At 67.1% G+C, this 24,455-nt stretch carries 19 protein-coding genes, 1 tRNA gene and 1 pseudogene; 8 read left to right on the forward strand and 13 right to left on the reverse strand.

Features of this window, described 5'->3' with window-relative positions; genetic code table 11:
* Positions 1–117: 117 nt before the first annotated feature.
* The gene (gene clpB, locus ACQKLX_RS18640; protein WP_427363052.1) at positions 118–2,739 is read right to left on the reverse strand and encodes an ATP-dependent chaperone ClpB; all 2,622 of its coding nucleotides are present in this window, start codon (positions 2,737–2,739) and stop codon (positions 118–120) included.
* 144 nt (positions 2,740–2,883) lie between these two features.
* Here clpB and ACQKLX_RS18645 point away from each other — a divergent pair, with 144 nt between their 5' ends.
* Together ACQKLX_RS18645 and ACQKLX_RS18650 are read left to right on the forward strand one after the other, a co-directional pair.
* Entirely contained in the window at positions 2,884–3,249 is a 366-nt protein-coding gene (locus tag ACQKLX_RS18645) for a DUF2293 domain-containing protein (RefSeq protein WP_427363053.1), read from the forward strand.
* Between the two features lie 104 nt (positions 3,250–3,353).
* Positions 3,354–4,142, forward strand: a complete 789-nt coding sequence (locus ACQKLX_RS18650; protein WP_427363054.1) for an MOSC domain-containing protein — start codon at positions 3,354–3,356, stop codon at positions 4,140–4,142.
* 55 nt (positions 4,143–4,197) lie between these two features.
* On the opposite strand, the gene ACQKLX_RS18655 is transcribed toward ACQKLX_RS18650, so the two are convergent.
* The 7 genes and pseudogenes from ACQKLX_RS18655 to ACQKLX_RS18685 form a co-directional block, all read right to left on the reverse strand.
* Complete coding sequence (locus ACQKLX_RS18655) at positions 4,198–4,383, reverse strand: hypothetical protein (protein ID WP_427363197.1); 186 nt, start codon at positions 4,381–4,383, stop codon at positions 4,198–4,200.
* 663 nt (positions 4,384–5,046) lie between these two features.
* Positions 5,047–5,253: pseudogene (locus ACQKLX_RS18660) on the reverse strand (DUF4167 domain-containing protein); the annotation flags it as partial.
* Positions 5,254–5,621: 368 nt separating this feature from the next.
* Positions 5,622–6,461, reverse strand: coding sequence for a peptide chain release factor N(5)-glutamine methyltransferase (gene prmC, locus ACQKLX_RS18665; RefSeq protein ID WP_427363192.1), 840 nt, complete (start codon positions 6,459–6,461; stop codon positions 5,622–5,624).
* Positions 6,462–6,534: 73 nt separating this feature from the next.
* A complete protein-coding gene (locus ACQKLX_RS18670; protein ID WP_427363055.1) occupies positions 6,535–6,780 on the reverse strand; it encodes a hypothetical protein in 246 nt (81 codons plus the stop codon).
* Positions 6,781–6,841: 61 nt separating this feature from the next.
* Positions 6,842–7,927, reverse strand: a complete 1,086-nt coding sequence (gene prfA / locus ACQKLX_RS18675) for a peptide chain release factor 1 (RefSeq protein ID WP_427363056.1) — start codon at positions 7,925–7,927, stop codon at positions 6,842–6,844.
* A gap of 60 nt (positions 7,928–7,987) precedes the next feature.
* Complete coding sequence (gene ptsP / locus ACQKLX_RS18680; protein ID WP_427363057.1) at positions 7,988–10,255, reverse strand: phosphoenolpyruvate--protein phosphotransferase; 2,268 nt, start codon at positions 10,253–10,255, stop codon at positions 7,988–7,990.
* A gap of 120 nt (positions 10,256–10,375) precedes the next feature.
* Positions 10,376–11,932 carry an alpha,alpha-trehalose-phosphate synthase (UDP-forming) gene (locus ACQKLX_RS18685; RefSeq protein WP_427363193.1) on the reverse strand — a complete coding sequence of 519 codons (1,557 nt, stop codon included), beginning with the start codon at positions 11,930–11,932 and terminating at the stop codon, positions 10,376–10,378.
* Positions 11,933–12,158: 226 nt separating this feature from the next.
* Between ACQKLX_RS18685 and otsB the strand changes: the two genes are divergently transcribed.
* Positions 12,159–12,947, forward strand: coding sequence for a trehalose-phosphatase (gene otsB / locus ACQKLX_RS18690; protein WP_427363194.1), 789 nt, complete (start codon positions 12,159–12,161; stop codon positions 12,945–12,947).
* Between the two features lie 14 nt (positions 12,948–12,961).
* Entirely contained in the window at positions 12,962–14,800 is a 1,839-nt protein-coding gene (locus ACQKLX_RS18695; RefSeq protein ID WP_427363058.1) for a glycoside hydrolase family 15 protein, read from the forward strand.
* A 4-nt stretch (positions 14,801–14,804) separates the two neighbouring features.
* On the opposite strand, the gene metW is transcribed toward ACQKLX_RS18695, so the two are convergent.
* On the reverse strand, positions 14,805–15,428 hold the full coding sequence (gene metW, locus ACQKLX_RS18700; protein WP_427363059.1) for a methionine biosynthesis protein MetW: 624 nt from the start codon (positions 15,426–15,428) through the stop codon (positions 14,805–14,807).
* Between the two features lie 2 nt (positions 15,429–15,430).
* On the reverse strand, positions 15,431–16,609 hold the full coding sequence (metX, locus tag ACQKLX_RS18705; RefSeq protein WP_427363060.1) for a homoserine O-acetyltransferase MetX: 1,179 nt from the start codon (positions 16,607–16,609) through the stop codon (positions 15,431–15,433).
* Positions 16,610–16,764: 155 nt separating this feature from the next.
* On the opposite strand from metX, the gene ACQKLX_RS18710 reads away from it, so the two are divergent.
* The 4 genes from ACQKLX_RS18710 to ACQKLX_RS18725 all read left to right on the forward strand — a co-directional run bounded on the left by ACQKLX_RS18710 (position 16,765) and on the right by ACQKLX_RS18725 (position 19,870).
* Positions 16,765–17,598: a chorismate mutase gene (locus tag ACQKLX_RS18710; protein WP_427363061.1), complete on the forward strand. Its 834-nt coding sequence runs from the start codon at positions 16,765–16,767 to the stop codon at positions 17,596–17,598.
* Between the two features lie 31 nt (positions 17,599–17,629).
* A complete protein-coding gene (gene hisC, locus ACQKLX_RS18715; RefSeq protein WP_427363062.1) occupies positions 17,630–18,739 on the forward strand; it encodes a histidinol-phosphate transaminase in 1,110 nt (369 codons plus the stop codon).
* The gene (locus ACQKLX_RS18720) at positions 18,736–19,680 is read left to right on the forward strand and encodes a prephenate/arogenate dehydrogenase family protein (protein ID WP_427363063.1); all 945 of its coding nucleotides are present in this window, start codon (positions 18,736–18,738) and stop codon (positions 19,678–19,680) included. The genes hisC and ACQKLX_RS18720 overlap by 4 nt, the downstream gene beginning before the upstream one ends.
* 114 nt (positions 19,681–19,794) lie before the next feature.
* A tRNA-Thr gene (locus ACQKLX_RS18725) sits at positions 19,795–19,870 on the forward strand.
* A gap of 399 nt (positions 19,871–20,269) precedes the next feature.
* On the opposite strand, the gene ACQKLX_RS18730 is transcribed toward ACQKLX_RS18725, so the two are convergent.
* The 3 genes from ACQKLX_RS18730 to ACQKLX_RS18740 all read right to left on the reverse strand — a co-directional run bounded on the left by ACQKLX_RS18730 (position 20,270) and on the right by ACQKLX_RS18740 (position 24,349).
* A complete protein-coding gene (locus ACQKLX_RS18730; RefSeq protein ID WP_427363064.1) occupies positions 20,270–21,979 on the reverse strand; it encodes an MFS transporter in 1,710 nt (569 codons plus the stop codon).
* A gap of 388 nt (positions 21,980–22,367) precedes the next feature.
* The gene (locus tag ACQKLX_RS18735) at positions 22,368–23,153 is read right to left on the reverse strand and encodes a LytR/AlgR family response regulator transcription factor (protein WP_427363065.1); all 786 of its coding nucleotides are present in this window, start codon (positions 23,151–23,153) and stop codon (positions 22,368–22,370) included.
* Positions 23,141–24,349: a sensor histidine kinase gene (locus ACQKLX_RS18740; protein ID WP_427363066.1), complete on the reverse strand. Its 1,209-nt coding sequence runs from the start codon at positions 24,347–24,349 to the stop codon at positions 23,141–23,143. The genes ACQKLX_RS18735 and ACQKLX_RS18740 overlap by 13 nt, the downstream gene beginning before the upstream one ends.
* Positions 24,350–24,455: the final 106 nt, after the last annotated feature.

A 24,455-nucleotide genomic window follows, 5' to 3' on the forward strand; every position in this document is an offset into this window, starting at 1 on the left:
CGCGGCGCGGCAAGCGGGCTCTATCTGGCGAGCTATTTCCTCGGCGGCCTCGTCGGCAGCGTCGTCCTGGGCCAGGCCTTCCAGCACTTCGGCTGTCATTTCAGCGATGCTGCGCGGTCAGTTCAACGCCACCCCCGCCGGCCGGCTCTCGCTCGCGGCGGTGAACTCGCCGAGCATCAGCCCGGCGGGGCCGACCGTGACCGGCACGGTCTCGCCGTCGCGGATCGCGCCGGAGAGCAGCAACTCCGCCAGCGGGTCCTGCACCGACTTCTGGATCACGCGCTTCAGCGGGCGCGCGCCATAGGCGGGGTCGTAGCCCTTCTCCGCCAGCCAGTCGCGTGCCTCCTGCGAGAGGTCGAGCGCGATCTTGCGATCGACCAGGAGCTTGCCGAGCCGGGCCAGCTGGATGTCGACGATCGCGCCCATGTCCGACCGCCGCAGGCGGTGGAACAGGATGATGTCGTCGATCCGGTTCAGGAACTCAGGCCGGAAGGCGTGGCGCACCACGCCCATCACCTCGTCGCGCACGGCATCGCTGTCCTGGCCTTCCGGCTGGTTCACCAAGAACTCCGAACCGAGGTTCGAGGTCATGATGATCAGCACGTTGCGGAAGTCGACCGTGCGGCCCTGGCCGTCGGTGAGACGCCCGTCGTCGAGCACCTGTAGCAGGACGTTGAACACGTCCGGATGCGCCTTCTCGACCTCGTCGAACAGCACGACCTGATAGGGCCGGCGCCGGACCGCTTCGGTCAGCGCGCCGCCCTCCTCATAGCCGACATAGCCGGGAGGCGCGCCGATCAGCCGGCTGACCGAGTGCTTCTCCATGTACTCGGACATGTCGAGCCGGACCATCGCCGTCTCGTCGTCGAACAGGAACGACGCCAGGGCCTTGGTCAGCTCGGTCTTGCCGACGCCGGTGGGCCCGAGGAACATGAACGAGCCGATCGGCCGGTTCGGGTCCTGGAGGCCGGCGCGAGCGCGCCTGACCGCCTTGGAGACGGCCTCGACCGCTTCCGCCTGGCCGATGACACGGGTGCCGAGACTCTGCTCCATGTGCAGGAGCTTCTCCTTCTCGCCTTCCAGCATCCTGTCGACGGGGACACCGGTCCAACGGCTGACCACCTGCGCGACATGGTCCGGCGTCACGGCTTCCTCGACCATGCCCGAGCTATCGCCCTTGGCCTCGATCTCGGCGAGCGTCTTCTCGAGCTGTGGGATCTCACCATAGGCGAGTTCGCCGGCACGCTGGTACTCGCCCTTGCGCTGGGCCTGGGCGAGCTCGTTGCGGGCATTGTCGAGCTTCGTCTTGATCTCCGCCGCCTGGCCGAGCTTGTCCTTCTCGGCCTTCCAGGTCGCGGTGATCGCGGCCGAGCGCGCCTCGAGATCGGTGAGCTCGGATTCGAGCCGCTTCAAGCGCTCCTTCGAGCCGGCATCGCTTTCCTTCTTCAGCGCCTCCTGCTCGATCTTCAGCCGGACGATCTCGCGGTCGATCGAGTCGAGCTCCTCGGGCTTGGAGTCGACCTGCATGCGCAGGCGCGCCGAGGCCTCGTCGACGAGGTCGATCGCCTTGTCGGGCAGGAAGCGGTCGGTGATGTAGCGGTTCGACAGCGTCGCTGCCGAGACCAGCGCTGAGTCGGTGATGCGCACGCGGTGGTGCTGCTCGTACTTCTCCTTCAGGCCGCGCAGGATCGAGATGGTGTCCTCGACCGTCGGCTCGTCGACGAAGACGGGCTGGAAGCGCCGCGCCAGCGCCGCGTCCTTCTCGACATATTTGCGGTACTCGTCGAGCGTGGTTGCGCCGACGCAGTGCAGCTCGCCGCGGGACAGGGCAGGCTTCAGCAGGTTCGACGCATCCATCGCGCCATCTGTCTTGCCGGCGCCGACCAGCGTGTGCATCTCGTCGATGAACAGGATGACGCCGCCCGCCGCGGCCGAGACCTCGGAGAGCACGGCCTTCAGCCGCTCCTCGAATTCGCCGCGATACTTCGCGCCGGCGATCAGCGCACCCATGTCGAGGGCGAGCAGCTCCTTGTCCTTCAGGCTCTCGGGCACGTCGCCATTGACGATGCGCAGTGCGAGGCCCTCGGCGATCGCAGTCTTGCCGACGCCCGGTTCGCCGATCAGCACGGGATTGTTCTTGGTCCGGCGGCTCAGCACCTGGATGGTGCGGCGAATCTCCTCGTCGCGGCCGATCACCGGGTCGAGCTTGCCCTCGCGCGCCGCGGCGGTCAGATCGCGCGCATATTTCTTCAGCGCATCATAACCCTGCTCGGCGCTCGCCGAGTCGGCGGTGCGGCCCTTGCGGATTGCCTCGATCGCGGCATTGAGGCCCTGCGGCGTGACGCCGGCCTTGGCCAGGATCTTGCCGGCCTCATTGTCCTTCTCGATCGCCAGCGCGAGCAGGAGCCGCTCAACCGTGACGAAGCTGTCGCCGGCCTTCTCCGCCGCCTTCTCGGCCGTGTCGAAGACGCGCGCCAGCGGCGGCGTCAGGTGCAGGCCGCCCGCGCCGGCGCCGCTCACCTTGGGGAGTTTGGCGAGGGCCGCGTCTACCAGCTGTTTGGCCTGCTTCGCCTGCCCGCCGGATCGGTCGATCAGCCCGGCCGCCATGCCTTCGCTATCGTCGAGCAGCGCCTTCAGCACATGCTCGGGTGTGAACTGCTGATGGCCTTCGCGCATCGCGATCGTCTGAGCGGCCTGCAGGAAACCCTTCGCCCGGTCCGTATATTTCTCGATGTTCATTCAGTCACCTCCGCCCGCCGGTCGCGCCCCGAAGCGGCGGAGCCGGCTGCCTTTCAAAGGGATAGGGTCCCCTGATGGGCGACCCTTCGCCAAGTAGATAGTGTTGCTTTCGCGCAACGGAAGGGGGCGAGAGCAGCTTTGGCGTTGACCTTTGCCAAAGCCTGCGCCCAGCCTGCGGGCATGGTCGGCACCAAGCGGCAACAGGCGATTCGCAAGGCACTGCGGGCGCTCGCTCCCGGCATCCCGCTGGCCGATGCCGAGACTGTGCTGGCGCTGGCCGGCCGGGTGCAGATGAAGGCGCTGCCACCGTCGACAGCGCTCTGGCTCGCGCTCGGCAGCCATGTACGGCACGCCCATACCGACTATGACCGTCTGCTCGCCGAGGGCTATGAGCGCGACGCTGCCCGCTTCTTCGTCGCCGATGCGATCGACGATGTGCTCTCCGGCTGGGGCTGCCAGCGCTCGATCCTGGACGAGGAAGAGGAAGAAGGGGCGGAGCAGCCGCATTGATCGGATCGATGCAATCCTTTCATCGGCCGGGGCAGCGCTCGCGGTAGCATCCTGCCGCCCGTCATGGCAGTTTCCGCCGCCTCGCAATCGGAAGGGCAGGGCCCATGCGTATCGCTTCGCTGTATCGCTATCCGGTCAAGGGCCTGTCGCCGGAGCGGTTGAGCCGGGCGGAGCTGCCGGCCGGCGGCTATTTCCCTGGCGATCGGCTTTTCGCCATCGAGAACGGCCCCTCCGGCTTCGATCCGGCCGAGCCGGTGCACCAGCCGAAGATCAAATACCTGATGCTGATGCGCAACGAATCGCTGGCGCGCCTGCGCACCCGCTATGAGGATGCCAGCGGCGATCTCGTCATCGGCCACGACGGCAAGGAGATCCGGATCGCGACCGGAGCGGCGGAGGGCCGTGAGCGGCTCAGCGCCTTCTTCAAGGCCTTCATGCCGGATGAGTTGCGTGGCGAGCCGCGCCTGCTGGAGGCCCCCAAAGGCTATCGCTTCACCGATTCACGTTCGGGTTTCGTCTCGATCATCAACCTTGCCAGCGTCGCCGATCTCGAAACCCGGCTCGGCGTTCCCGTCGATCCGCTGCGCTTCCGCGGCAATGTCATGGTCGAGGACCTGCCAGCCTGGACGGAACTCGACCTGGTCGATCGCGAACTCGTCGCACCGTCCGGCCTGCGGCTCCAGGTGATCAAGCGGATCGAACGCTGCGCCGCCACCAATGTCGACCCGACGACCGGCCTTCGGGACCTGCAGGTCCCGAAGGCGCTGATGCAGGGCTATGGCCATGTCGATTGCGGCATCTATTGCCGGATCATCACCGGCGGAACGCTCGGCGAGGGCGAGCGGCTGACTTTGGTCGAGGCGAGCGAGCCGGCAGCGCTTGGCGTCGCCTGAAACAGCAAGAGGGCCCTCGCGGGCCCTCTGCATCATTCTAGCCGTCGGGCGAGGTTCACTCTGCCGGCGTCTCGCCGGCATCGTTCCCGAGTGCGTCCATCACCTCGCGCGGTGAACGCCGGCGTGCGCGAGGGCGCTTGGGCTTCTCGGCAGCCTCGGCCGGAGCCTCTTCGGCGGTTTCCGCCGGAGCGGCAGCGACCGGAGCCGGAGCCTCGGTCTCCTCGGCGATCGCGATCGGCACGCGAGTCGGGGTCGTCAGGAAAGCGGGAAGTCCCGCGGGAGCGTCCTGCTCTTCATGGCTGGCATGGGCCTCGTCACGGTCGCGGTCGCGGCGCGAAGGACGCTCGCCGCGCGGCGGCCTGTCTGGGCGCTCCTGACGCTCCTGGCGTTCGGGCCGCTCGAAGCGGCGCTCACCCTGGACCTGGACCGGCGCGATGTCCGGCTGCTCGGCACCGGGCTGGGCCTCGGGGCGCGGGGCATAGGAACCGTTCTGGCCTTCGTGCCGGTCGAAACGACGCTCGCCCCGGTCCTGGCGATCACCACGATCCTGACGGTCGCCCCGATCCTGACGGTCGTTGCGATCGAAGCGGCGCTGGCCGTTGCGGTCGAAATTGCGGTCCTGCCGCTCCTGACGATGTGGCCGGTCGAAACGCTGGCCGTTGTTCTGGCCGCTTTCGCCGTCCTCGCCTTGCCCGGCATGGCCGTTCACGCCGTTATGCTGGCGCTCGCCCTGAGGCTGGCCGGCCTGGAAGCCGGCGTCCTCTTCGCCCTCTTCCTCATGCTCGTCGGCATCTTCGACGAAGGCACGGTTTGGCTGGAACGTATGCCCGAACTGCTGGGTCATCTGCTCCTGTGCCGCGAGCAGGATGCGATAGTAGTGCTCGGCGTGCTGGAAATAGTTCTCGGCCGCAACCGGATCGCCCGAAGACTGGGCGTCACGGGCGAGCTGCAGGTATTTCTCGGCGACATTTTGCGCCGTGCCCCGGACTTTGACGTCCGGACCGTTCGACTCGTAGCTCCGCTGAAGCGGGTTGGGAGATTTCCGGTTGCCATTGTTGTTGTTATTGTTGTTGTTGCGGCCGCGCATACGCCGGTTCTGACCTGGTCTCATTCGCGTCTGTCTCGCGTTGTGTTCATTCAAAGCAACCTTGAGGTCGTCATGCACGTCGTGTCGCGCGGCGGGTTGCGGCGCCGCGCGTAAGAAACTCGACCTGGAAGGGCTCTGCGCCGATATGGGTCTTCACGCGCTCTTTCCAATGGAGCCTCGCCGGCTCCTCCTCCGAACGGCTGTCTCGCACAGTCGGAGCCTCGGTCTCGCTATGTCAGTAACGTCGATTCTGGCAGTGATCCGAGGGGTCGGCCCGCTCTGCGGAACCTAGCCAAAGGTTATGTGCTGTCGACACTGTCTTCAAGACCATGCGTGCATAGCTGGTTTTGCCGCTTCTTCCAAGCAAATTCGCGCAGCTTGCTGTGCACTGGTCAAGGATCGTGCCCGAAGACGAGGGCGCGAATATGGCCGCCGAGGTCGCGGCGCGAGTCGATATGGCGCAGGCCCGCCTGCCTCATCAGCGCGACGACCGCCGCTTCCTGTCCGGCACCGATCTCCAGGATGGCGAGGCCGTCGGGTTTCAGGTGGTCGGGCAGGGCGGCGGCGAGGGCGCGGTAGGCATCGAGCCCGTCCGGGCCGCCATCGAGGGCGAGAAGCGGGTCATGCTCGCGGACGGCCTGGTCGAGGCCGGCGATCTCGCTGCTGACGATATAGGGCGGATTCGACAGGATGAGCTCGAAGCTTTCGTTGATTCCGGCTATCCAATCGCCTTGCCGGAACGCGGCGCGCTCGGCGACGCCATTGCGCGCGGCATTGCCGGTCGCGGTCGCGACCGCGTCGGGCGACATATCGATGCCGATGCCGCTCGCCTGCGGGAATTCCCGCAGCGACGCGATCAGCAGGCAGCCTGTGCCGGTCCCGAGATCGAGCATCCGCAGTGTCTCATGCCGGCGTGCTGCGAGATGGCTGAGCGCCGTTTCGATCAGGGTCTCGCTGTCCGGCCGCGGCTCCAGCGTGCCGGGGGAGAGAGCAAAGCTCAGGCCCCAGAACTCGCGTGCGCCGAGGATACGCCAGAGTGGCTCGCCAGCGAGCCGCCGCACGAGGGCATCGTTCAGCCTGATGGCGGCGGGCTCGTCGATTGGATCGCCGGCGCCGGCGAGATCCTCCATCAGGATGCGGGCCTCGAAGGTGAAGTCGGAGAGGCCGGCGCGTTTCAGTACCAGCGCGATCGCTTTCCGGGTGGCGGAAACAGTTTCGCCCGCTGCCGGCAAAGCAACGGGCGTGATCTCGTCGGGTGATCTGGCTGTGCCGGTCAAGCGCGTCCTTGCTCCGGCACCTAGCCGGTCAGTTACCCTGCATCCCCTCGCGGATGCACTCGTTCATCTTGATCCGCAGCGCGGACTTGCTCTCCCTAGCGCCACGATACTGGCGCTGGCAATCGCGCCGCGCCTGCGATTCTGTCTTGGCATTGTGGAGCGTCGCCGGCTGGCCGCTGAGGATCTTTTTCGCGGTTCGCTCCTGCGCGCCCGCGGAGGCTGGGGCGAAGGCGACGGCCGCGGCAAGGGCAATGGCGCTGAACAGGGCTTTCATCTCTCTATCCTCCCCAAAAGAACGGTCGATGCGTCCAGAACGCGCGAGAGGGGCGAAGGTTTCACACGCTGCCTTGTTCTGCGAGCAGCTCCGCTTGGCGCTGTGCCGTCAGCGCGTCGATGATCTCGTCGAGCACTAGCCCCTGCATCATCTCGTCGAGCTTGTAGAGGGTCAGGTTGATGCGATGGTCGGTGACGCGCCCCTGTGGGAAGTTGTAGGTGCGGATGCGCTCGGAGCGGTCGCCGGACCCGATCTGCGAGCGCCGGTCGGCCGAGCGCTCGGCGTCGGCGCGGCTGCGCTCCATGTCATAGAGCTTGGCGCGCATCAGCTCGTAGGCGCGTGCCTTGTTCTTGTGCTGCGAACGCTCGTCCTGGACGAGCACCACGATGCCGGTTGGAATATGGGTGAGGCGTACGGCCGACTCGGTCTTGTTGACGTGCTGGCCACCGGCGCCCTGGGCCCGCATCGTGTCGATGCGCAGATCCTTCTCGTCGAGGCTGACGTCGACTTCGCCGGCGAGCGGCAACATCGCGACGGTCGCAGCCGAGGTGTGGATGCGTCCGCTCGCCTCGGTGTCCGGGACGCGCTGGACCCGGTGCACGCCGGATTCGTATTTCAGCCTTGCATAGACGCCCTTGCCGGCGATCTCGGCGACGACTTCCTTGAAACCGCCCATCGTGCCCTCGCTCTCGGTCAGGACATCGACGCTCCAGCCCTTGCTCGCGGCATAGCGCTGGTACATGCGCAGGAGGTCGCCGGCGAAGAGCGAGGCCTCGTCGCCGCCGGTGCCGGCGCGGATTTCGAGGATGACGCCGCGCTCGTCGGCGGCGTCCTTCGGCAGGAGGGCGATCAGGATCTCTCTCGCGCGCGCCTCGATCTCGGCCCTGGCCGCGTCGCGCTCTTCATAGGCGAGATCGCGGATCTCGGCGTCGGTGGCGGGATCGTCGATCAGCGCCAGCGCCTCCTCCAGCCCGGACTGCGCTTTCCGCCAGGCCGCGATCGCCGCGACGACGGGATCGAGCTCGGCCAGCTCCTTCGACAATTCGACGACGCGGGCCGCCTCGGTGGCGTGGTTGATGGCGTCGCTCGCCGCGGCATGGCGGGCGACGATCGAGTCGAGACGGTCTTGCGGGAGCTGGAGCGACATGATGCGGAAACGATTCTGAACGAAAAAAGGAGGCGTGCGCGGGCGGCGGGAAAAGCGTCGCTAGACCGGCACTTTCATCTCGGCGGCGAGAGCGGCGAGCAGTGGGCGCAGGCTGGCGGCGCCGTCGGAGGAAGACAGCCAGGCGTCGAGGCGCTGACGTGCCTTTCCGGTATCGAGCGCCCGCAGCATCGCCTTCACCGGTCCGATCGAGGCTGACGACATCGAGAAGGAGCGATAGCCCAGCGCGATCAGCGCCAGCGTCTCGATCGGCTTGCCGCCCATCTCGCCGCAGACGGTGACGGGACAGCCCGCTTTGCCGGCCTCATCGACGATGTTGCGCAGTGCGCGCAGGCCGGCGGCGCCGAGCGGGTCGAAACGATCCGAGACGCGCTTGTTCTCGCGATCGGCCGCGAACAGGAACTGCATCAGGTCATTGGTGCCGATCGAGAGGAAGTCGGCCTCGCGCGCGATCTCGGGCAGTTCGAACAGCAGCGAGGGCACCTCGACCATGACGCCGAGCTTCAGGCTCGCCGGCCCCTGGCGTCCGTCGCGCTCCAGCATGGCGAGCTCGCGCCGGACCAGCAGCCGCGCCCGCAGGAACTCGTTCACCGTCGCGACCATGGGCAGCATGATCTTCATGTCGCAGCCGGCGCCGGCGCGCAACAGCGCCCGCACCTGGGCGCGCAGCAGCCTGGGTCGGTCGAGGCCGATGCGGATGGCGCGCCAGCCCAGCGCCGGGTTCTCTTCTTCCAGCCGCTCCATATAAGGCAGCACCTTGTCGCCGCCGATGTCGAGCGTCCGGAAGGTCACCGGACGGCCGTCGGCTACCTTGAGCACGGCGCCGTAGAGTGCCTGCTGCTCGGCCGTGGTCGGCATGTGCTGCGCCACCATGAACTGCAGCTCGGTGCGGAAGAGGCCGACGCCCGAGGCGTTGGTCTCCTCCAGATTGGCCATGTCGACGAGCAGGCCGGCATTGATCTGAAGCTGGATCTCGACGCCGTCCTTGGTCACGGCCGGCTGCGTCTTGAGCTTGCGGTACTGCTCCTGCTTGCGGGCACGCAGGCGCGCCTTGTCCTTGTAGGCGTTCTCGACGTCCGGCTGCGGCCGGATCTGCACCTCGCCGGCCTGGCCGTCGACGATGACCGCATCGCCCGCCTGGATCAGCGCGGTGGCGTTGGCGATCTCGCCGACCGCGGGGATGCCGAGTGCCCGCGCCACGATGGCGATATGACTGGTCGGGCCGCCCTCCTCGAGGATGACGCCGCGCAGATGGCCGCGGTCATAGTCGAGCAGCGCCGCCGGCCCCATCGAGCGGGCGATCAGGATCGCGTTCTCCGGCAGTTCCTCGCGGATGACGCCGTTCGACTTGCCGACCAGCGTGCGCAGCAGCCGGTTGGCGAGGTCGTCGAGATCGTGCAGACGCTCGCGCAGATACGGGTCGGTCTGGCGCAGCATCTTGGCGCGGGTGTCCGATTGCACGCGCTCGACCGCGGCTTCGGCGGTGAGGCCGGTCATCACCACCTCGCGCATACGCCTGAGCCAGCCCTGATCATGCGCGAACATGCGGAAGGTCTCGAGCACGTCGCGGTGCTCGCCGGTATGGGCGACGTCGCCGCGTTCGATCAGTTCGTCGATGGCGAGCCGCATCGTCGCGATCGCGGCCTCCAGCCGCTGCACCTCGCGGCCGGGATCCTCGGCGATCAGATTGGTGATCGCGACGCGTGGCTCGTGCAGCACGGCATGGCCGAGGCCGACACCGTCGGCGAGCGTGGTGCCGATGCTGTGGATCGGCCGGTCGAGGCCAATGGTTGCGCCGGGCTTCGACAGCGCCTTCAGGCCGCCGGCCGCGATCATCTCGGCCATGATCATGGCCGTGGTCTGCAGCGACTCGACCTCGTCCTCGCTGTAGAGCCGCGAGGCGCGGTTCTGCACGACGAGCACGCCCATCACCGCGCCGCCACGCAGGATCGGCACGCCGAGGAAGGAGCGATAGATCTCTTCGCCTGTCTCGGGCCGGTATGAGAAGGATGGGTGCGACTGCGCGTCGGAGAGCGCGAGCGGTTCCGCCTCGCTGGCGATCAGGCCGACCAGGCCCTCGCCGGCACGCATGGTGGTGAGGTGGACCGCCTCGCGGTTGAGGCCTTCGGTGGCGTAGAGTTCGAGCGAGCCGTCTTCACGCAGGACATAGACCGAGCAGACCTCGGCCACGAGGTTGCCGGCGATCACGACGACGAGCCTGTCGAGCCGCTCCTGCGGACTGACCGGCGCCGCCATCACCTCGCGGAGACGGCGCAGCAGCACGCCCGATCCCCCGAGTGCGCCTCGCATCAAGAAAGCCCTCCGCCCGCCTCCACGGCCATGTCAGCCGAATACCCTCAGCAGACCTGACACCGCAACGGCTGAGTCGCAAGCGAAAGCCGGGTTCTGCTGCCCCTTGGCGAGGTGCTTCTAGCGAGCGGAGGGAGCGTTCGGCAAGGCCTTCGCATGCACCGGATCGAACTCGCCGTGTGCCTGCCGGCGAGCATAGGGGCGCATATCATCGCGTGCTGGCTTGATGTTCGCGCCCGATTTGCGTGTGCTGCGAGGTGTCTTGGGCCGCCCTGGCGGCACGATGTCGCCGCTGGGAACGTCGAGGCCGGAGAGCGCGGCGAGATAGCGCGAGGTCCACCAGTCGATATCGGTGGAGGAGATCGTGGCATAGAGCCGGTCGAAACGGCGCAGGCGCTCCGACAGCGGCATGGCGAGGGCCGTCCGGATCGCTTCGGCCACTTCATGGGTGTCGAACGGGTTGACGATCAGCGCCTCGCCGAGCTGCTGCGCTGCGCCGGCAAAGCGTGACAGGACCAGCACGCCGGGGTCGTCGGGATTTTGCGCCGCGACATATTCCTTGGCGACGAGATTCATGCCGTCGCGCATCGGCGTCACCAGCCCGACCTGGGCACGCCGGTAGAGGCCGGCGAGGGCGCTGCGCGAATAGGCCTTCTTGACCACGCGGATCGGCGTCCAGTCGAATTCGCCGAGCGCGGCGTTGAGCCGGCCGGCGACCTCGTCCGACATCCGGTCGAGCTCGGCATATTCGGGCACGTCGCTGCGTGAGGGCGGCGCGATCTGCAGGAGGCCGACCTCGCCGCGATGCTCCGGGTGGTTGCGCAGGAAGGTCCCGAAGGCCTCCAGCCGCTGGACGATGCCTTTGGAATAGTCGAGTCGGTCGACGCCGATCACCAGCTTGCGGCTGCCGAGCGGCGCCGTCGTCGCCCGCACCGGCTGGGTCGCCGCACGGACCGAGGCGACGGAGAGCTTGCGGAAACCCTCCACATCGATGCCGATCGGGAATGCCTGCACCACGGCTTCGCGCTGGCCGGCCTTGACCCGGTTGCCTTCGCGGCGCGCGCCGCAGAGCGCGACCAGCCCGCCGATCAGATTCGCCACGTCGTTCTGGGTCTGCATGCCGATGAGGTCGTAGGCCGTCATCGTGCTGATCAATGTCGACGAGAAGGGCAGGGCGTTGAACACATCGGCCGGCGGCCAGGGGATGTGATGGAAATAGCCGATCCGGTTGGTGACGCCGCGCCGACGCAGTTCCGCCGCCAGCGGGATCAGATGGTAGTCGTGGATCCAGATGACGTCGTCGGGCTTGAGCAGCGGGATCAGCAGCCGGGCGAAGCGGCGATTGACGCCGAGATAGCCGGCATAGTCGGCCCGGGTGAACTCGGTCAGGCCGAGCCGGTAATGCATCAGCGGCCAGAGCGCACGGTTGGCGAAGCCGAGATAGTAGCTCTGCCTCTCGGCCTCGGTCAGGTCGGTGACGGCGTAGCTGACCTTGCCATGCCGCACCGGCTCCACACTGGTCGCCGGCTCCGCTCTGGTCATGCCGCTCCAGCCGAACCAGAGACCGCCATGCTGTTCGAGCGCCGAGCGCAATGCGACCGCCAGGCCACCTGCCGCCACCTTTTCGCCTCGCTCGGGCATGGTGACGCGGTTGGACACGACGACAAGACGCATGATGCCTCACTTTTTGCTGACGCTAGCCGCAAGGGCGTGGGAACAGAACGCGCGGGCAAGCGTAATGTTTCGTGTGCAGGCCGGCTCCCCGGCCGGATCGCGTCGCCGCCGTGACCGGATCATGGCGACCGTGAGCCAAACTGAACCTCGAATGTGGCGATGAGGGGACCATCCACCGATCGTCGTCCTTTTGCCCGTTTCGCCTTCTAACCAGATTGCCATGTCAGAGATGCTAAGCCCCGAAATCGCCGAGCCTCCCGCCAAAGCCGCTGCCCTGACCGGGCAGATCGCGCTGTTCCTCGATTTCGATGGAACGTTGGTCGAGATCGCGCCCTCGCCGGAGGATGTGAAGATAGACCGGCGTCTGCCCGGCGCGCTGGAAGCGCTGCGCATTAGGCTCGGCGGCGCGCTTGCCCTGGTTTCCGGGCGGCCCGTCGCATTGCTCGACGAGAAGATGACGCCTTACCGCTTCGACGCGGCCGGCCTGCATGGAGCGCAGATCCGCCTGAATGGCGAGGACGCGCCGCTCGCCGCCCCCTCGGAGGCGCTGCATGCCGCTACGCGCAAGATGGTCCGCTTCGCCAACGCCCATGTCGGTATTATCGTCGAGGACAAGCGCCAGTCGGTGGCGCTGCATTGGCGGCTGGCGCCGTCTCTGGCGGAGGAGGCGCTGGCACTGATGGAGGAGGCGGCCGCGGAGATCGGCCCGTCGATGCGCCTGCAGCGTGGCAAGGCCGTCGCCGAACTGGTTCCGGCAACTGCGAGCAAGGGCGGTGCGATCGACTGGTTGCTGCGGCAGGACGGCTATGTCGGTCGCACGCCGGTCTTCATCGGTGACGACATCACCGACGAGGACGGCTTCGCTGCGGTCAATGCCTTGGATGGCCTGTCGATCCGGATCGGCGAAGGGGAAACTTGCGCCCGCCATCGTCTGGTCTCGCCGACGGCGCTGCGCCATGTTCTCCTCGCTGCTGCCGAAGGCGGCGATTTCACGCTCGAATCCTTTCTCCAAGGCTGATTTCAGGGACCGGCATGACTGTGACGACCACCGCCTCGCCGAGAGTGGCCTCGCTCGATCTCGGCGTCATCGGCAATTGCACGATTGCCGCGCTGATCGACCGGCAGGCGCGCATCGTCTGGAGCTGCTTCCCGCGCTTCGACCGCGACCCGGTGTTCTGCTCGCTGATCGACAACCAGATCGACGATGGCGACGCCATGCCGAAGAAGGGCGTCTTCGCCATCGAGATGGTCGGGATGACGCGCTGCGAGCAGAGCTATCTCGACAACACCGCGATCCTCTCCTCGGTGCTCTCCGACGACCAGGGCAATGCGCTGGAAATCCTCGACTTCGCCCCACGCTTCGTCCGCTATGAGCGCTTCTTCCGGCCGCCGCAGCTGGTGCGTCGCGTCCGCCGCATCTCTGGCCGGCCGCGCATCCGCGTCGTGGTCAAGCCCTGCCTCGGTCTCGGCGAGGAGCCGGACGAGATCACCCGCGGCTCCAACCATGTCCGCTTCGTCGGCGCTGACCAGACCATCCGGCTGACCACGGACGCGCCGGTCTCCTATGTGCTGGAGAGCATCCCCTTCGCGGTCGAGAAGCCGTTCTCCTTCTTCATCGGCTCGGACGAGGCCCTGCGCGCCGAGATCGAGACCACCTCTCGCGAGTTCCTCGACAAGACCACCGACTACTGGCGCGACTGGGTTCGCTCGCTCTCGATCCCGTTCGAATGGCAGCGCGAGGTCATCCGCGCCGCGATCACGCTGAAGCTCTGCTCCTTCGAGGAGAGCGGCGCCATCGTCGCGGCGCTGACCACCTCGATCCCCGAGGCGCCGGGCACGCAGCGCAACTGGGATTATCGCTTCTGCTGGCTGCGCGATGCCTATTTCGTCGTCCATGCCCTCAATCGCCTCGGCACGACCCGGACGATGGAGGACTATCTCGGCTTCATCACCAACATCGTCGACACCTATTCGGAAAGCGGCGCCGAGCATCTGCCGCCGCTCTATCCGATCACGCGCGGTGGCGAATTGCGCGAGTTCGAAGTGCCTAGCCTCGCCGGTTATCGCGGTCATCAGCCCGTACGGGTCGGCAATGGCGCGGCGACGCAAATCCAGAACGACGGCTATGGCGCGGTCGTCCTCGCCGCGACCCAGTCGTTCTTCGACCGCCGGCTGATCCAGCCTGGCAAGGAGGCACTCTTTGCCCAGCTCGAGCGCATGGGCGAGCGCGCCATCGCCGTCTTCGACAAGCCCGATGCCGGCCCCTGGGAGCTGCGCGAAAAGGAGGTCGTCCACTCTTTCTCCAGCGTGATGTGCTGGGCAGCCTGTGACCGGCTCGCCCGCATCGCCGGCACGCTCGGCCGCGCCGACCGCAAGGAGTACTGGCGCGGCGAGGCCAAGCGCCTGAAGGGCATCATCGCCGACCGGATCTGGAACCAGGAGAAGGGGCATTTCGTCTCGACCTTCGACGGCGCCGATCTCGACGCGACGCTGCTGCTCATCGCCGAGCTCGGCTTCGTCAAGCCCGATGATCCCCGCTACATCGCGACGGTCGAGGCGATCGGCCGCGATCTTGGCCGCGGCGACCTGATCCTGCGCTACGGCACCGAAGACGATTTCGGCTTCATGCACACCGGCTTCCTGATCTGCGCCTTCTGGTATGTCGATGCGCTGCACGCGATCGGCCGCAAGGACGAGGCCAAGGAGCTGTTCGGCCGCATCCTGCAGCGCCGCAACAGTTTCGGCCTGCTCTCGGAGGATGCCGATCTCGAGACCGGCGAGCTCTGGGGCAATTTCCCGCAGACCTATTCGATGGTCGGCCTGATCAATTCGGCGATGCGGCTCAGCCGCAATTGGGAAGAGGCGTTCTAGCCTCTTACCCCCGCTTCAGCAGGAACACCGCCTGCGCGCCGAAGAGGTTCCAGAACCACCAGGGAGCGCTGACGCCGACCTTGCCGCCGGCCACGTCGAGCGCGACCGCGCGCTCCTTCTGCGCGCCGATCGTGTCGCAGAGCGCGACGAAATCGCGAATGGTGCAGAAATGGATGTTGGGCGTATCCCACCAGGCATAGGGCAGCGAGTCCGTCACCGGCATCCGGCCGAGGAAGAAGACCTGGGTGCGCATTCGCCAATGCCCGAAATTCGGGAAGGAGACGATGGCGCGCCGGCCGATGCGCAGCATCTGCTCCAGCACATGGCGCGGATTGCGCGTCGCCTGGATCGTCTGCGAGAGGATGACGTAGTCGAAGCTGTCGTCCGGATAGTCGGCGAGGTCGGTGTCGGCATCGCCCTGAATCACCGAGAGACCGCGCGCGACGCAGCCGGCGACGCCCTCGCGGGACAATTCAATGCCGCGCCCGTCGACGCCGCGCGTCTCGGCGAGCAGCGACAGCAATTCGCCGTCGCCGCAGCCGACATCGAGCACCCGCGAGCCCGGCGTCACCATCTCGGCGACGAGGCGCAGGTCGATACGGTTGGTCTGGTTGTCCGCCGGCGCCATGCTCAGATACCCCTGGCCCGCGCCGCGGCGCCGATGAAGCCGCGCGTCGTCGCGAACAAATTGGGCTCTTCCAGCAGGAAGGCGTCGTGGCCTTTGTCGCTTTCTAGCTCGACGAAGGAGACAGAAGCACCGGCGGCGTTCAGTGCATGCACGATCGCGCGCGAGTCACTGGTCGGGAAGAGCCAGTCCGACGTGAAGGACGCCACGCAGAAGCGTGTTCGCGTCCCGGCGAAGGCGTTGGCCAGCACGCCGTCATGGTCGGCGGCGAGGTCGAAGTAATCCATCGCCCGCGTCACATAGAGATAGGAATTGGCGTCGAAACGCTCGACGAAGCTGATGCCCTGGTAGCGAAGATAACTTTCGACCTGGAAATCCGCGTCGAAGGTGAAGGTCGGTGCACTGCGCTCCTGCAGCTTGCGGCCGAATTTGCGGTGCAGCGCCGGTTCTGAGAGATAGGTGATGTGCGCGCCCATCCGCGCCACAGAGAGCCCTTTCGCCGGGCGCGTGCCCTCGTCGAGATAGCGGCCCTGGCGCCAGTCCGGATCGGCCATCACCGCCTGCCGGCCGACCTCGTGGAAGGCGATGTTCTGGGCCGAGTGCTTGGCGGCGGTGGCGAGCGGCAGCGCCGAGAACACCCGCGTCGGATAGCTCGCCGCCCATTGCAGCACCTGCATCCCGCCCATCGAGCCGCCGGCGACGCAGAACAGGCTGTCGATCCCGAGCGAGTCGATCAGATGCGCCTGTGCCCGCACCATGTCGCGGATCGTCACCATCGGGAAGGAGAGGCCCCAGGGCTTGCCGGTGTCCGGATTGGTCGAGGCCGGGCCGGTCGTGCCCATGCAGCCGCCGAGCACATTGGCGCAGATCACGAAGAAGCGGTCGGTGTCGACAGGCTTGCCCGGCCCGATCATCGCCGTCCACCAGCCGCCCTTGCCGGTGACGGGGTTGCGGCTCGCGACATATTGGTCGCCAGTCAGGGCGTGGCAGACGAGGACGGCGTTCGAGCGCGCTGGGTTGAGCTCGCCATAGGTCTGATAGGCGATCTGCCACTCGTTCAGCACTGCGCCTGAATCGAGCTGCAGCGCCTTGTCCGGTCCGAACCGGGCGAGCAGGCTCGACGGCTGGTTGGCTTCGGCCAGCGGGTCGGCGAGGAGATCGGCAGCTTGCGTCCGGTTCGGCATTCGGATTTGTCTTGTCGCCCGGTCCGTTCGTAATAGCGGACTTTACCGATGGCGCGGCTCTTCCCGCCTGTCAACGCGGCGATGCGTTGCGAGCGCTTTGCCAAGCCCTTCGGCGACAGCTAAGAGACCGGCACGATTAAAGAAGTCTGGCCATCATGACGCAAGCCGCTCCGACCACGCTCGCCGACCTGCGCAGCGAGATCGACCGCATCGATTCCGCGATGCACGGCCTCCTGATGGAGCGCTCGCAGATCATCGAGACGCTGATCGCGATCAAGAAGACGCAGGTTTCGGGCTCGGCCTTCCGCCCCGGCCGCGAGGCCGACATGATGAAGCGCCTGGCGCTGCGCCATCAGGGTCTCTTGCCGCTCGATACGGTCGAGAGCATCTGGCGTATCATCATCGCGACCTTCACCTTCGTGCAGGCGAACTATTCGGTTCATGCCGACATCTCCGGCGGCGATGCGCCGATGCGTGACAGCGCCCGCTTCCATTTCGGCTTCACCGTGCCTTTCGTCACGCATGAGGACGCCCGCGCCGTGATCGCGGCAGTGGCGGACTCGGCCGGCGATCTCGGCATCTTCCGCATGGATCTCGGCGCCAGCGCCGGCGTCTGGTGGCGTGACCTGATCGGGGCCGACCAGCCCAAGATCATCGCGCGGCTGCCCTTCATCGAGCGACCCGACCATCCCGCCGGCACGCCGGTCTATTGCATCGCCAAGCCGCTGACCGACGCCGCCGTGCGCGAGATCGTGCTCTATGCCGCGCGCGTCGAGCGCTGGTCGGAGCAGCTCCGCCATGGCCTCGCCCAGCATCTCGCCGAGGTTTCGGCCAGCGCCGCCGACGGCTCGCATCTGGCGCTGCTGGTGGCCGCGTCCGGCGAAACCCCGATCGAAGCCATCCGCAGCGCACTCGAACCCGCGGGCCTCAAGGAGCTGACCGAGATCGGCAGCCACGCCGCCCGCTTCGCCTTCAAATCCGCCCGCTGATCATTTCACGCTGTTCTCAAGGTCCAGCCCCATGGCTCTGCCCGCCTCCCGCCCCGTTCCGCGCCCCGGCGTCCTCGACATCGAGGCCTATGTCCCCGGCAAGTCCTCGGCCCCGGCCGGCGTCAAGCTGCACAAGCTCTCCTCGAACGAGACTCCGCTCGGCCCAAGCCCGAAGGCGATCGCCGCCTATGGCAACCTCTCCGGCAAGCTTGAGCTCTATCCCGACGGCTCGGCGACGAAGCTGCGCGAGGCGATCGCCGGCCGCTACGGGCTCGATGCCAACCGCATCGTCTGCGGCACCGGCTCGGACGAGTTGCTGCAGCTGATCACCAAGGTCTATCTCGGCGACGGCGACGAGGGCGTGTTCACCGAACATGGCTTCCTTGTCTACAAGATCGCGATCCTCGCCGCAGGCGGCAAACCGGTGATCGTGCCCGAGACAAACCTCACCGCCGATATCGACGCCATCCTTGCCGCGGTGACGCCGCGCACCAAGATCGTCTTCCTCGCCAACCCCAACAATCCGACCGGCACCTATCTGCCCTTCGACGAGGTCAAGCGCCTGCAGGCCGGCCTGCCGCCGCATGTGCTGCTAGTGCTCGACGCGGCCTATGCCGAATATGTCCGGCGCAACGACTACGCCTCGGGCCTCGAACTGGTCGCGACCAGCGAGAACGTCGTGATGACCCGCACTTTCTCGAAGATCTACGGCCTGGCGAACCTTCGCCTCGGCTGGGCCTACGGCCCCGCCCATATCATCGATGCGCTGAACCGCACTCGCGGCCCCTTCAACGTCAACGGCGCCGCGATCGAGGCCGGTGTCGCCGCCATCGCCGACGAGGCCCACATCGCCTCGGCGATCGAGCACAACGACAAGTGGCTGGCCTGGACGACCGCCGAACTGGAGAAGCTCGGCCTTTCCGTCACGCCCTCGGTCGGCAACTTCATCCTGATTCATTTCCCGGCCGCCGCCGGCAAGAACGCCAAGGAGGCCGACGCCTTCCTGACCCAGCGCGGGCTGATCCTGCGCTCGGTGGCGTCCTATGGCTTGCCGGATGCGCTGCGCATGACCATCGGCAGCGAAGAGGCCAACCGCCTCGTCGTCGCGGCCTTGGCCGAGTTCCTGGGCAAGGCCGCGTGAGCGCGCCGGAAACGTTCGCGCCGCGCCGCGACGAGCCGCTCTTCGGGCGGCTCGCCATCATCGGCATCGGCCTGATCGGCTCCTCGATCGCGCATGCGGCCAAGGAGCTCAACCTCGCCCGCCATATCGTGCTGAGCGATAGCGACGCCGATGTCCGCCGCCGCGCCCGCGAGCTCGATCTCGGCCATGAGGTCGCCGAGAGCGCCGTCGAGGCCGCCCGCGATGCCGACCATATCGTGCTCTGCGTGCCGGTCGGCGCCTGTGGCGCGGTTGCGGAGGAGATCGCGGCGGTGCTCAAGCCCGGCGCGATCCTCTCGGATGTAGGCTCGGTCAAGCATGCGGTGGTCGAGGCCGTCAGCCCGCATCTGCCCGAGGGCGTGCATTTCGTCCCGGCGCATCCGGTCGCCGGCACCGAGAATTCCGGCCCCGATGCCGGCTTCCCCAGCCTCTTCCTCAATCGCTGGTGCATCCTGACGCCGCCGCCCGGCACTGATGAAGCCGCGATCGCCCGCACCCGCCAGTTCTGGGAGGGCATGGCTGCGATCGTCGAGGTGATGGGCTCGCAGCATCATGACCTCGTCCTCGCGATCACCAGCCACCTGCCGCATCTGATTGCCTACAACATCGTCGGCACGGCCGAGGATCTGGCGGCGGTGACTCAGTCGGAGGTGATCAAGTTCTCCGCTGGCGGCTTCCGCGACTTCACCCGCATCGCGGCATCCGACCCGACCATGTGGCGCGACGTCTTCCTCGCCAACAAGGAGGCGGTGCTGGAGATGCTCGGCCGCTTCAACGAGGATCTGGCGCTGCTCACCCGTGCCATCCGCTATGGCGACGGCGAGACCCTGCACAAGCACTTCACCCGCACGCGCGCCATCCGCCGCGGCATCGTCGCGCTCGGCCAGGAGAAGGCCGAGACGGAGAAGCTGAAGAAGGGCTGAGAGGCGAGGGGGCCAGAGGCTTTCAGGATTTCACAGCTTGGCGTGAATTCCAGCGCCTTATGGTGCTTGTCTGCCTTGTCAAAAAGGGGTCGGGCTGATACAGCCCGACCCGTCGCCGCAATAGCTCAGCTGGTAGAGCACCTCATTCGTAATGAGGGGGTCGGGGGTTCGAATCCCTCTTGCGGCACCATCTTCCAGTTTCGAGCCGTTCCTTCTTGGTTGAAGGTCCTGTCCAGGCGCCGAGCACGGCCTTGTTCCGTCCTCCGTCGGTCGAGCCTGCTTGTCGACAGCCACGGAATCCGTTGCTTCCGCTTTCGGTCTCTGGCGAGAGGGTGGGGCAGGAGGCCGACAAGGGCTCTCACGGACATCAAGACCAAAGCGGTGAAGCCCACGGCGGCGATCCGGAAATTGTCTGACGGCGGCGGCCTCCAGCCTTGGATTACGCCAGCAGACCGCAAAATCCGGGAGCAGGCTACGCATGCCAAGGCTCCAGAGTGTCACGCACTCGCCCGTGCGGAGCGCGCGTCGACTAGATAAAGATACTCTGTCCGCGCGCGTGGTTCGCGGCGTTGAGCGGATTCGCCGCCGCTCAGGGCGACGCCTGCGCCTGCCGGGTCGCGCGCAGCACCTCGCGCGGCAGCACGCCGGTCTGACGCTCGACCATGCGGTGCACGACCGGTGGCTCGGGGCCGATATGAAGGTCTCTGACCCGGTCGCCGATTTCGGCGTCGGCCTGGGTGGCGCGCTGGGCCTGGCGGACATATTCGACCCAGGTCGGGCTGTCGTAACGCTCGATCCAGAGCTCGGCGTCGGTCAGGTCGCGCAGCAGCGACCAGTGACGGGCACCGTCGCGGCGGCGGATGCGCCGACGCTCCTCCATCGCCTTCAGGAACTCGACCACGTTCTCCTGCCGGATCCGCCATTCGATGGTGACGAAGACTGGGCCGCTGCGCGGCTCGATGTCGACCGCGACCGTCGGCTCTCGCCAGCGGCTGAGCGGATCGAGATTGAGAGCCTCGAGCGGGGGCAGCCGATAGCGCAGCCCGGCGGCCGCGCCGCAGACGAGCGCGACCGCCGCAGCGCACAGGCCGCCTGCCGGGCCGGACTGAAGGGTGACCCAGCCCCAGGCCCAGCTGCCCGCGGCCATGCCGCCGAAGGCCGCCATCTGGTAGAGCGCGAGCGCCCGCCCCACCACCCAGCGCGGCGCCGACAGCTGCACCGTCGAATTGAAGGTCGAGAGCGCCAGGACCCAGCAGGCGCCGCCGACCGCAAGCGCCGGCATGGTGAGCCAGATGGTCCGGCTCAGCCCCACCACCAGCGCCGCCGCCGCATAGGCCAGGAAGGTCAGGCGCACGAGTGTCTCGGTGCTGAAGCGGCGTCGCAGCCGGGCGCTGACGAAGGCTCCGGCGACCGCGCCGGCGCCGAAGGCCCCCAGCAGGATACCGAATGTCAGCGGGCCGCCACGCACGAGATCGCGCGCGACCAGCGGCATCAAAGCGAGACCGACGACGCCGCCGAAGCCGAAGAGGGAGGCGCGCAGGATGACGGCGCGGATATTGGGCGACATCGCGACATAGCGCAGACCGGCGCTCATCGCGATCAAGAACGTCTCGCGCGGCAGCACGCGCTCGACATGCGGCGGCTGCCAGCGGGCCAGCACGACGAGCAGGCCGATATAGCTGACGGCATTGACGATGAAGGCAGCGACCGCGCCGGAAGCGGCGACGATGGCGCCACCGATCGCCGGGCCGACGCTGCGGGCGATGTTGAAGGCGACGCTGTTCAACGTCACCGCCGCCGGTACTTCGGGTCGTGGCACCATGTCGCCGACGGAGGACTGCCAGGCCGGGTTGTTGAGCGCGTTGCCGCAACCGAGCAGGAAGGTGAAGGCCAGGAGCAGCCAGGGCGAAAGCAGCCCCTGCCAGGCGAAGACCGCCAGCATGACCGAAACGGCGAGCATGAAGCCCTGCGCCGTCAGCAGGATGCGGCGGCGGTCGTAATTGTCTGCGATCGCGCCGGCGGCCAACGAGAACAGCATCACCGGCAGCGTGGTCGAGGCCTGGACGAGCGCGACCATGTCCGGCGAATTGGAGAGCGAGGTCATCAGCCATGCGGCGCCGACCATCTGGACGAGGCCGCCGAAATTCGAGGCAAGGCTTGCGATCCAGACCGCGCGGAAGATCGGATGGCGCAGCGGCGCGAAAGCCGAATAGGGGCCGTGGTGAGGTTTCAGGCCCGCGGCGGCGAGGTCGGCTTCGGCGGTCTCGGCCGTGGTCTGCGTGGCTGGCTCTTGCGGCATGTCACAGTTAGAGCATGCCGACGGACGATGGGAAGCTGCGCTTCGCCATTGTCCATCGTCAGATGGCGTTTTGCGCGCATGCCTGATTTCAGGCCAAAAGCCAATGCCCACTACCGGCGCATGTCATCGAAGCCATGACGAGCGGAATGGAGCCTGGAGTGCCTCCTCGAACGTTCGCGCTCGGCGCTGTCTCGCGAACAATCCGAAGGTGGGCGAATCCGACCGGCTGCAGGCGCGGGCGAGCTCCTTCATCCGGTCGATTTATCTCTCCATGCACAAGCGCGGCGCAGCGACAATGAAGCCCGCCGGCCGCCAGTGTCGATCGACACTCAGGCGAACGCATCATCTCCGTAGGGGGGCAGGGTCCGCGGGGGGCAGGACGGGAAACCTAAACGCTGACCATACGACCGCTTTCAATGCTTTGCCGTAACCGCCGGGCCGCGATCCGGCCGATCGTGACCGGCCCGATATCGCCGCCGAGCGACAGGCTGCAGCGCCCGGCGTCCTGCCACTCCACCCGCTCCAGCTGATCCAGGTTGACGATCAGCGACCGGCTGATGCGGACGAAGGGCGGCGTGGGCAGCTGAGCTTCGAAATGGCGCAGCAGTCGACAGACCAGATAATCCCGTGCGTCCTTCAGGAAGACGCGGGTGAAATCCGCCTCCGCGGCCAGCATGGCGACGGTGCGCAGCGGCGCGATCACCGATTTGCCATCGATGCGCAGATGGATGCGCTGGCTGGGATCGCCTGGCCGGGGATCGGCATCCAGCTCGACATCGTCCTGTCGCTCGCGACCGGGCGCTGCGGCTTGCACCGTGTCCTGCCGGTGCCGGCGCAACCGCTCTACCGTCAGGGCCAGCCGGGCGGGAACTATGGGCTTCAGGAGGAAGTCGACGGCTGCAACATCGAATGCCTTCACCGCGTAGAGATTGTGCGCCGTGACGAACACGATCGCCGGCACTGGCTGCAGCTGCGCGACAAGATCGAAACCACGGCCGTCGGTCAGCTCGACATCGAGGAAGATCGCATCGAGGCGCAGCACGGAGGCCCGTGCCTGGGCCTCGGACACAGAGCCGGCCTCGGCCACGACCTCGATATCGGCATAGTCCCGCAGCTGCCGCCACAGCCCACGCCGGGCCGGTGGTTCATCGTCCACCAGCATCACGCGAAGCATGCGTTCCCCCTCAGCAGCAACCGCGCGACGATGACGTCGCCATCCTGGGTCAAGGACAGCTCGTGACGTGACGGATAGTGCAGTTCCAGTCGCCGTCGCGCATTGGCCAGACCCAGAGCCGGCCTGTCGCCGGCATGCGGGGCCAGCCGGCCAGGATTGACGACCTCGATCACCACCGCGTCGTCGGTCATCCGCCGCGCGGTCAGGCGAATGACGAGCGTCTCGACGGATGAGCGCAAGCCGTGCTTCAACGCATTCTCCACCAGCCCCTGCACGAGCAGATGGGGCACGGGAACTGCCCGCACCGCCGGATCCATCTCCACGGTGCAGCGCAGGCGGCCTTCGAAGCGCAGCTCCTGGATGCGGATGAAGGCCCGGACCGCTTCGATCTCGTCGCTCAAGGGGCACACCGGCCGGGTCTGCTGGTCGAGCGAGTAGCGAAGATAGGCGGCGATACGGAGGGTCATCTCCAGCGCGGCTTCCGGGTTCTCCGGAATCTCGACCGCCACGGTGTTCAGCGCGTTGAACAGGAAATGCGGGTCGAGCTGCAAACGCAGGCGCTGCAGCTCGGCCCGCGTCGCGGCCGCTTGCGCTTCGCTGCGGCGCATCCGTTCCGAGCGGGCGTCGACATCCGCACGGATCCAGAAATAGGCCAGCGACCAGCCGAGGAAGACCGCGGTGTAGAAGATAGCGGGCACGGCATCGTTGACCGCGATGTTGCCGTCCGGGATGTCGGGAAACAGGCCGTCCTTGACCGCTTTGGAGATCGCCATCTGCAACAGCCCGCCGGGCACGGCGCAGGCCAGCGCCCAGATGGCGATGGCGGTCCCGCCATGGTTGGTCCGCTCCAGGTAGAATTTATACGCCGCGGCCGTCAGGACGAAGCCGATAGGGTCCAGCACCAGGGTCAGCGTCACGGCCAGCGTGACATCGTTGAAGGCGACGAGCCGCGAGATCAGGCCGAAGAATGCAATGAAGCTCCAGGCCGCGGCATTGGCACGCCAGAAGGATACCGGGGCCGACGAGGAACTGCCCGCCATTCCATCTGCACTCGCGAGAGCAGAGCGGTCAGCGTGTCCTCGATATCCGGCGGGGGCAGTCATCCAATCGCATTCCTTGCCGATGGCGGCCTGCCACGATGCGGCGACCGCCCGGCCGTGGAAATGTCGATTCATCGGCTGGATCGGCCGTTTCATCGAATTGGGCAAGCGCCGACCGGCGCAACGACACTAGGATTTTGGCCGAGCGGTTAATGTTTCGTGCCCACACGAAAGGGCCGACGACAGGTTTCCGCCGATGCAA

This window comes from Allobosea sp. NPDC003192, from assembly GCF_050275675.1.
Classification (GTDB): domain Bacteria; phylum Pseudomonadota; class Alphaproteobacteria; order Rhizobiales; family Beijerinckiaceae; genus Allobosea.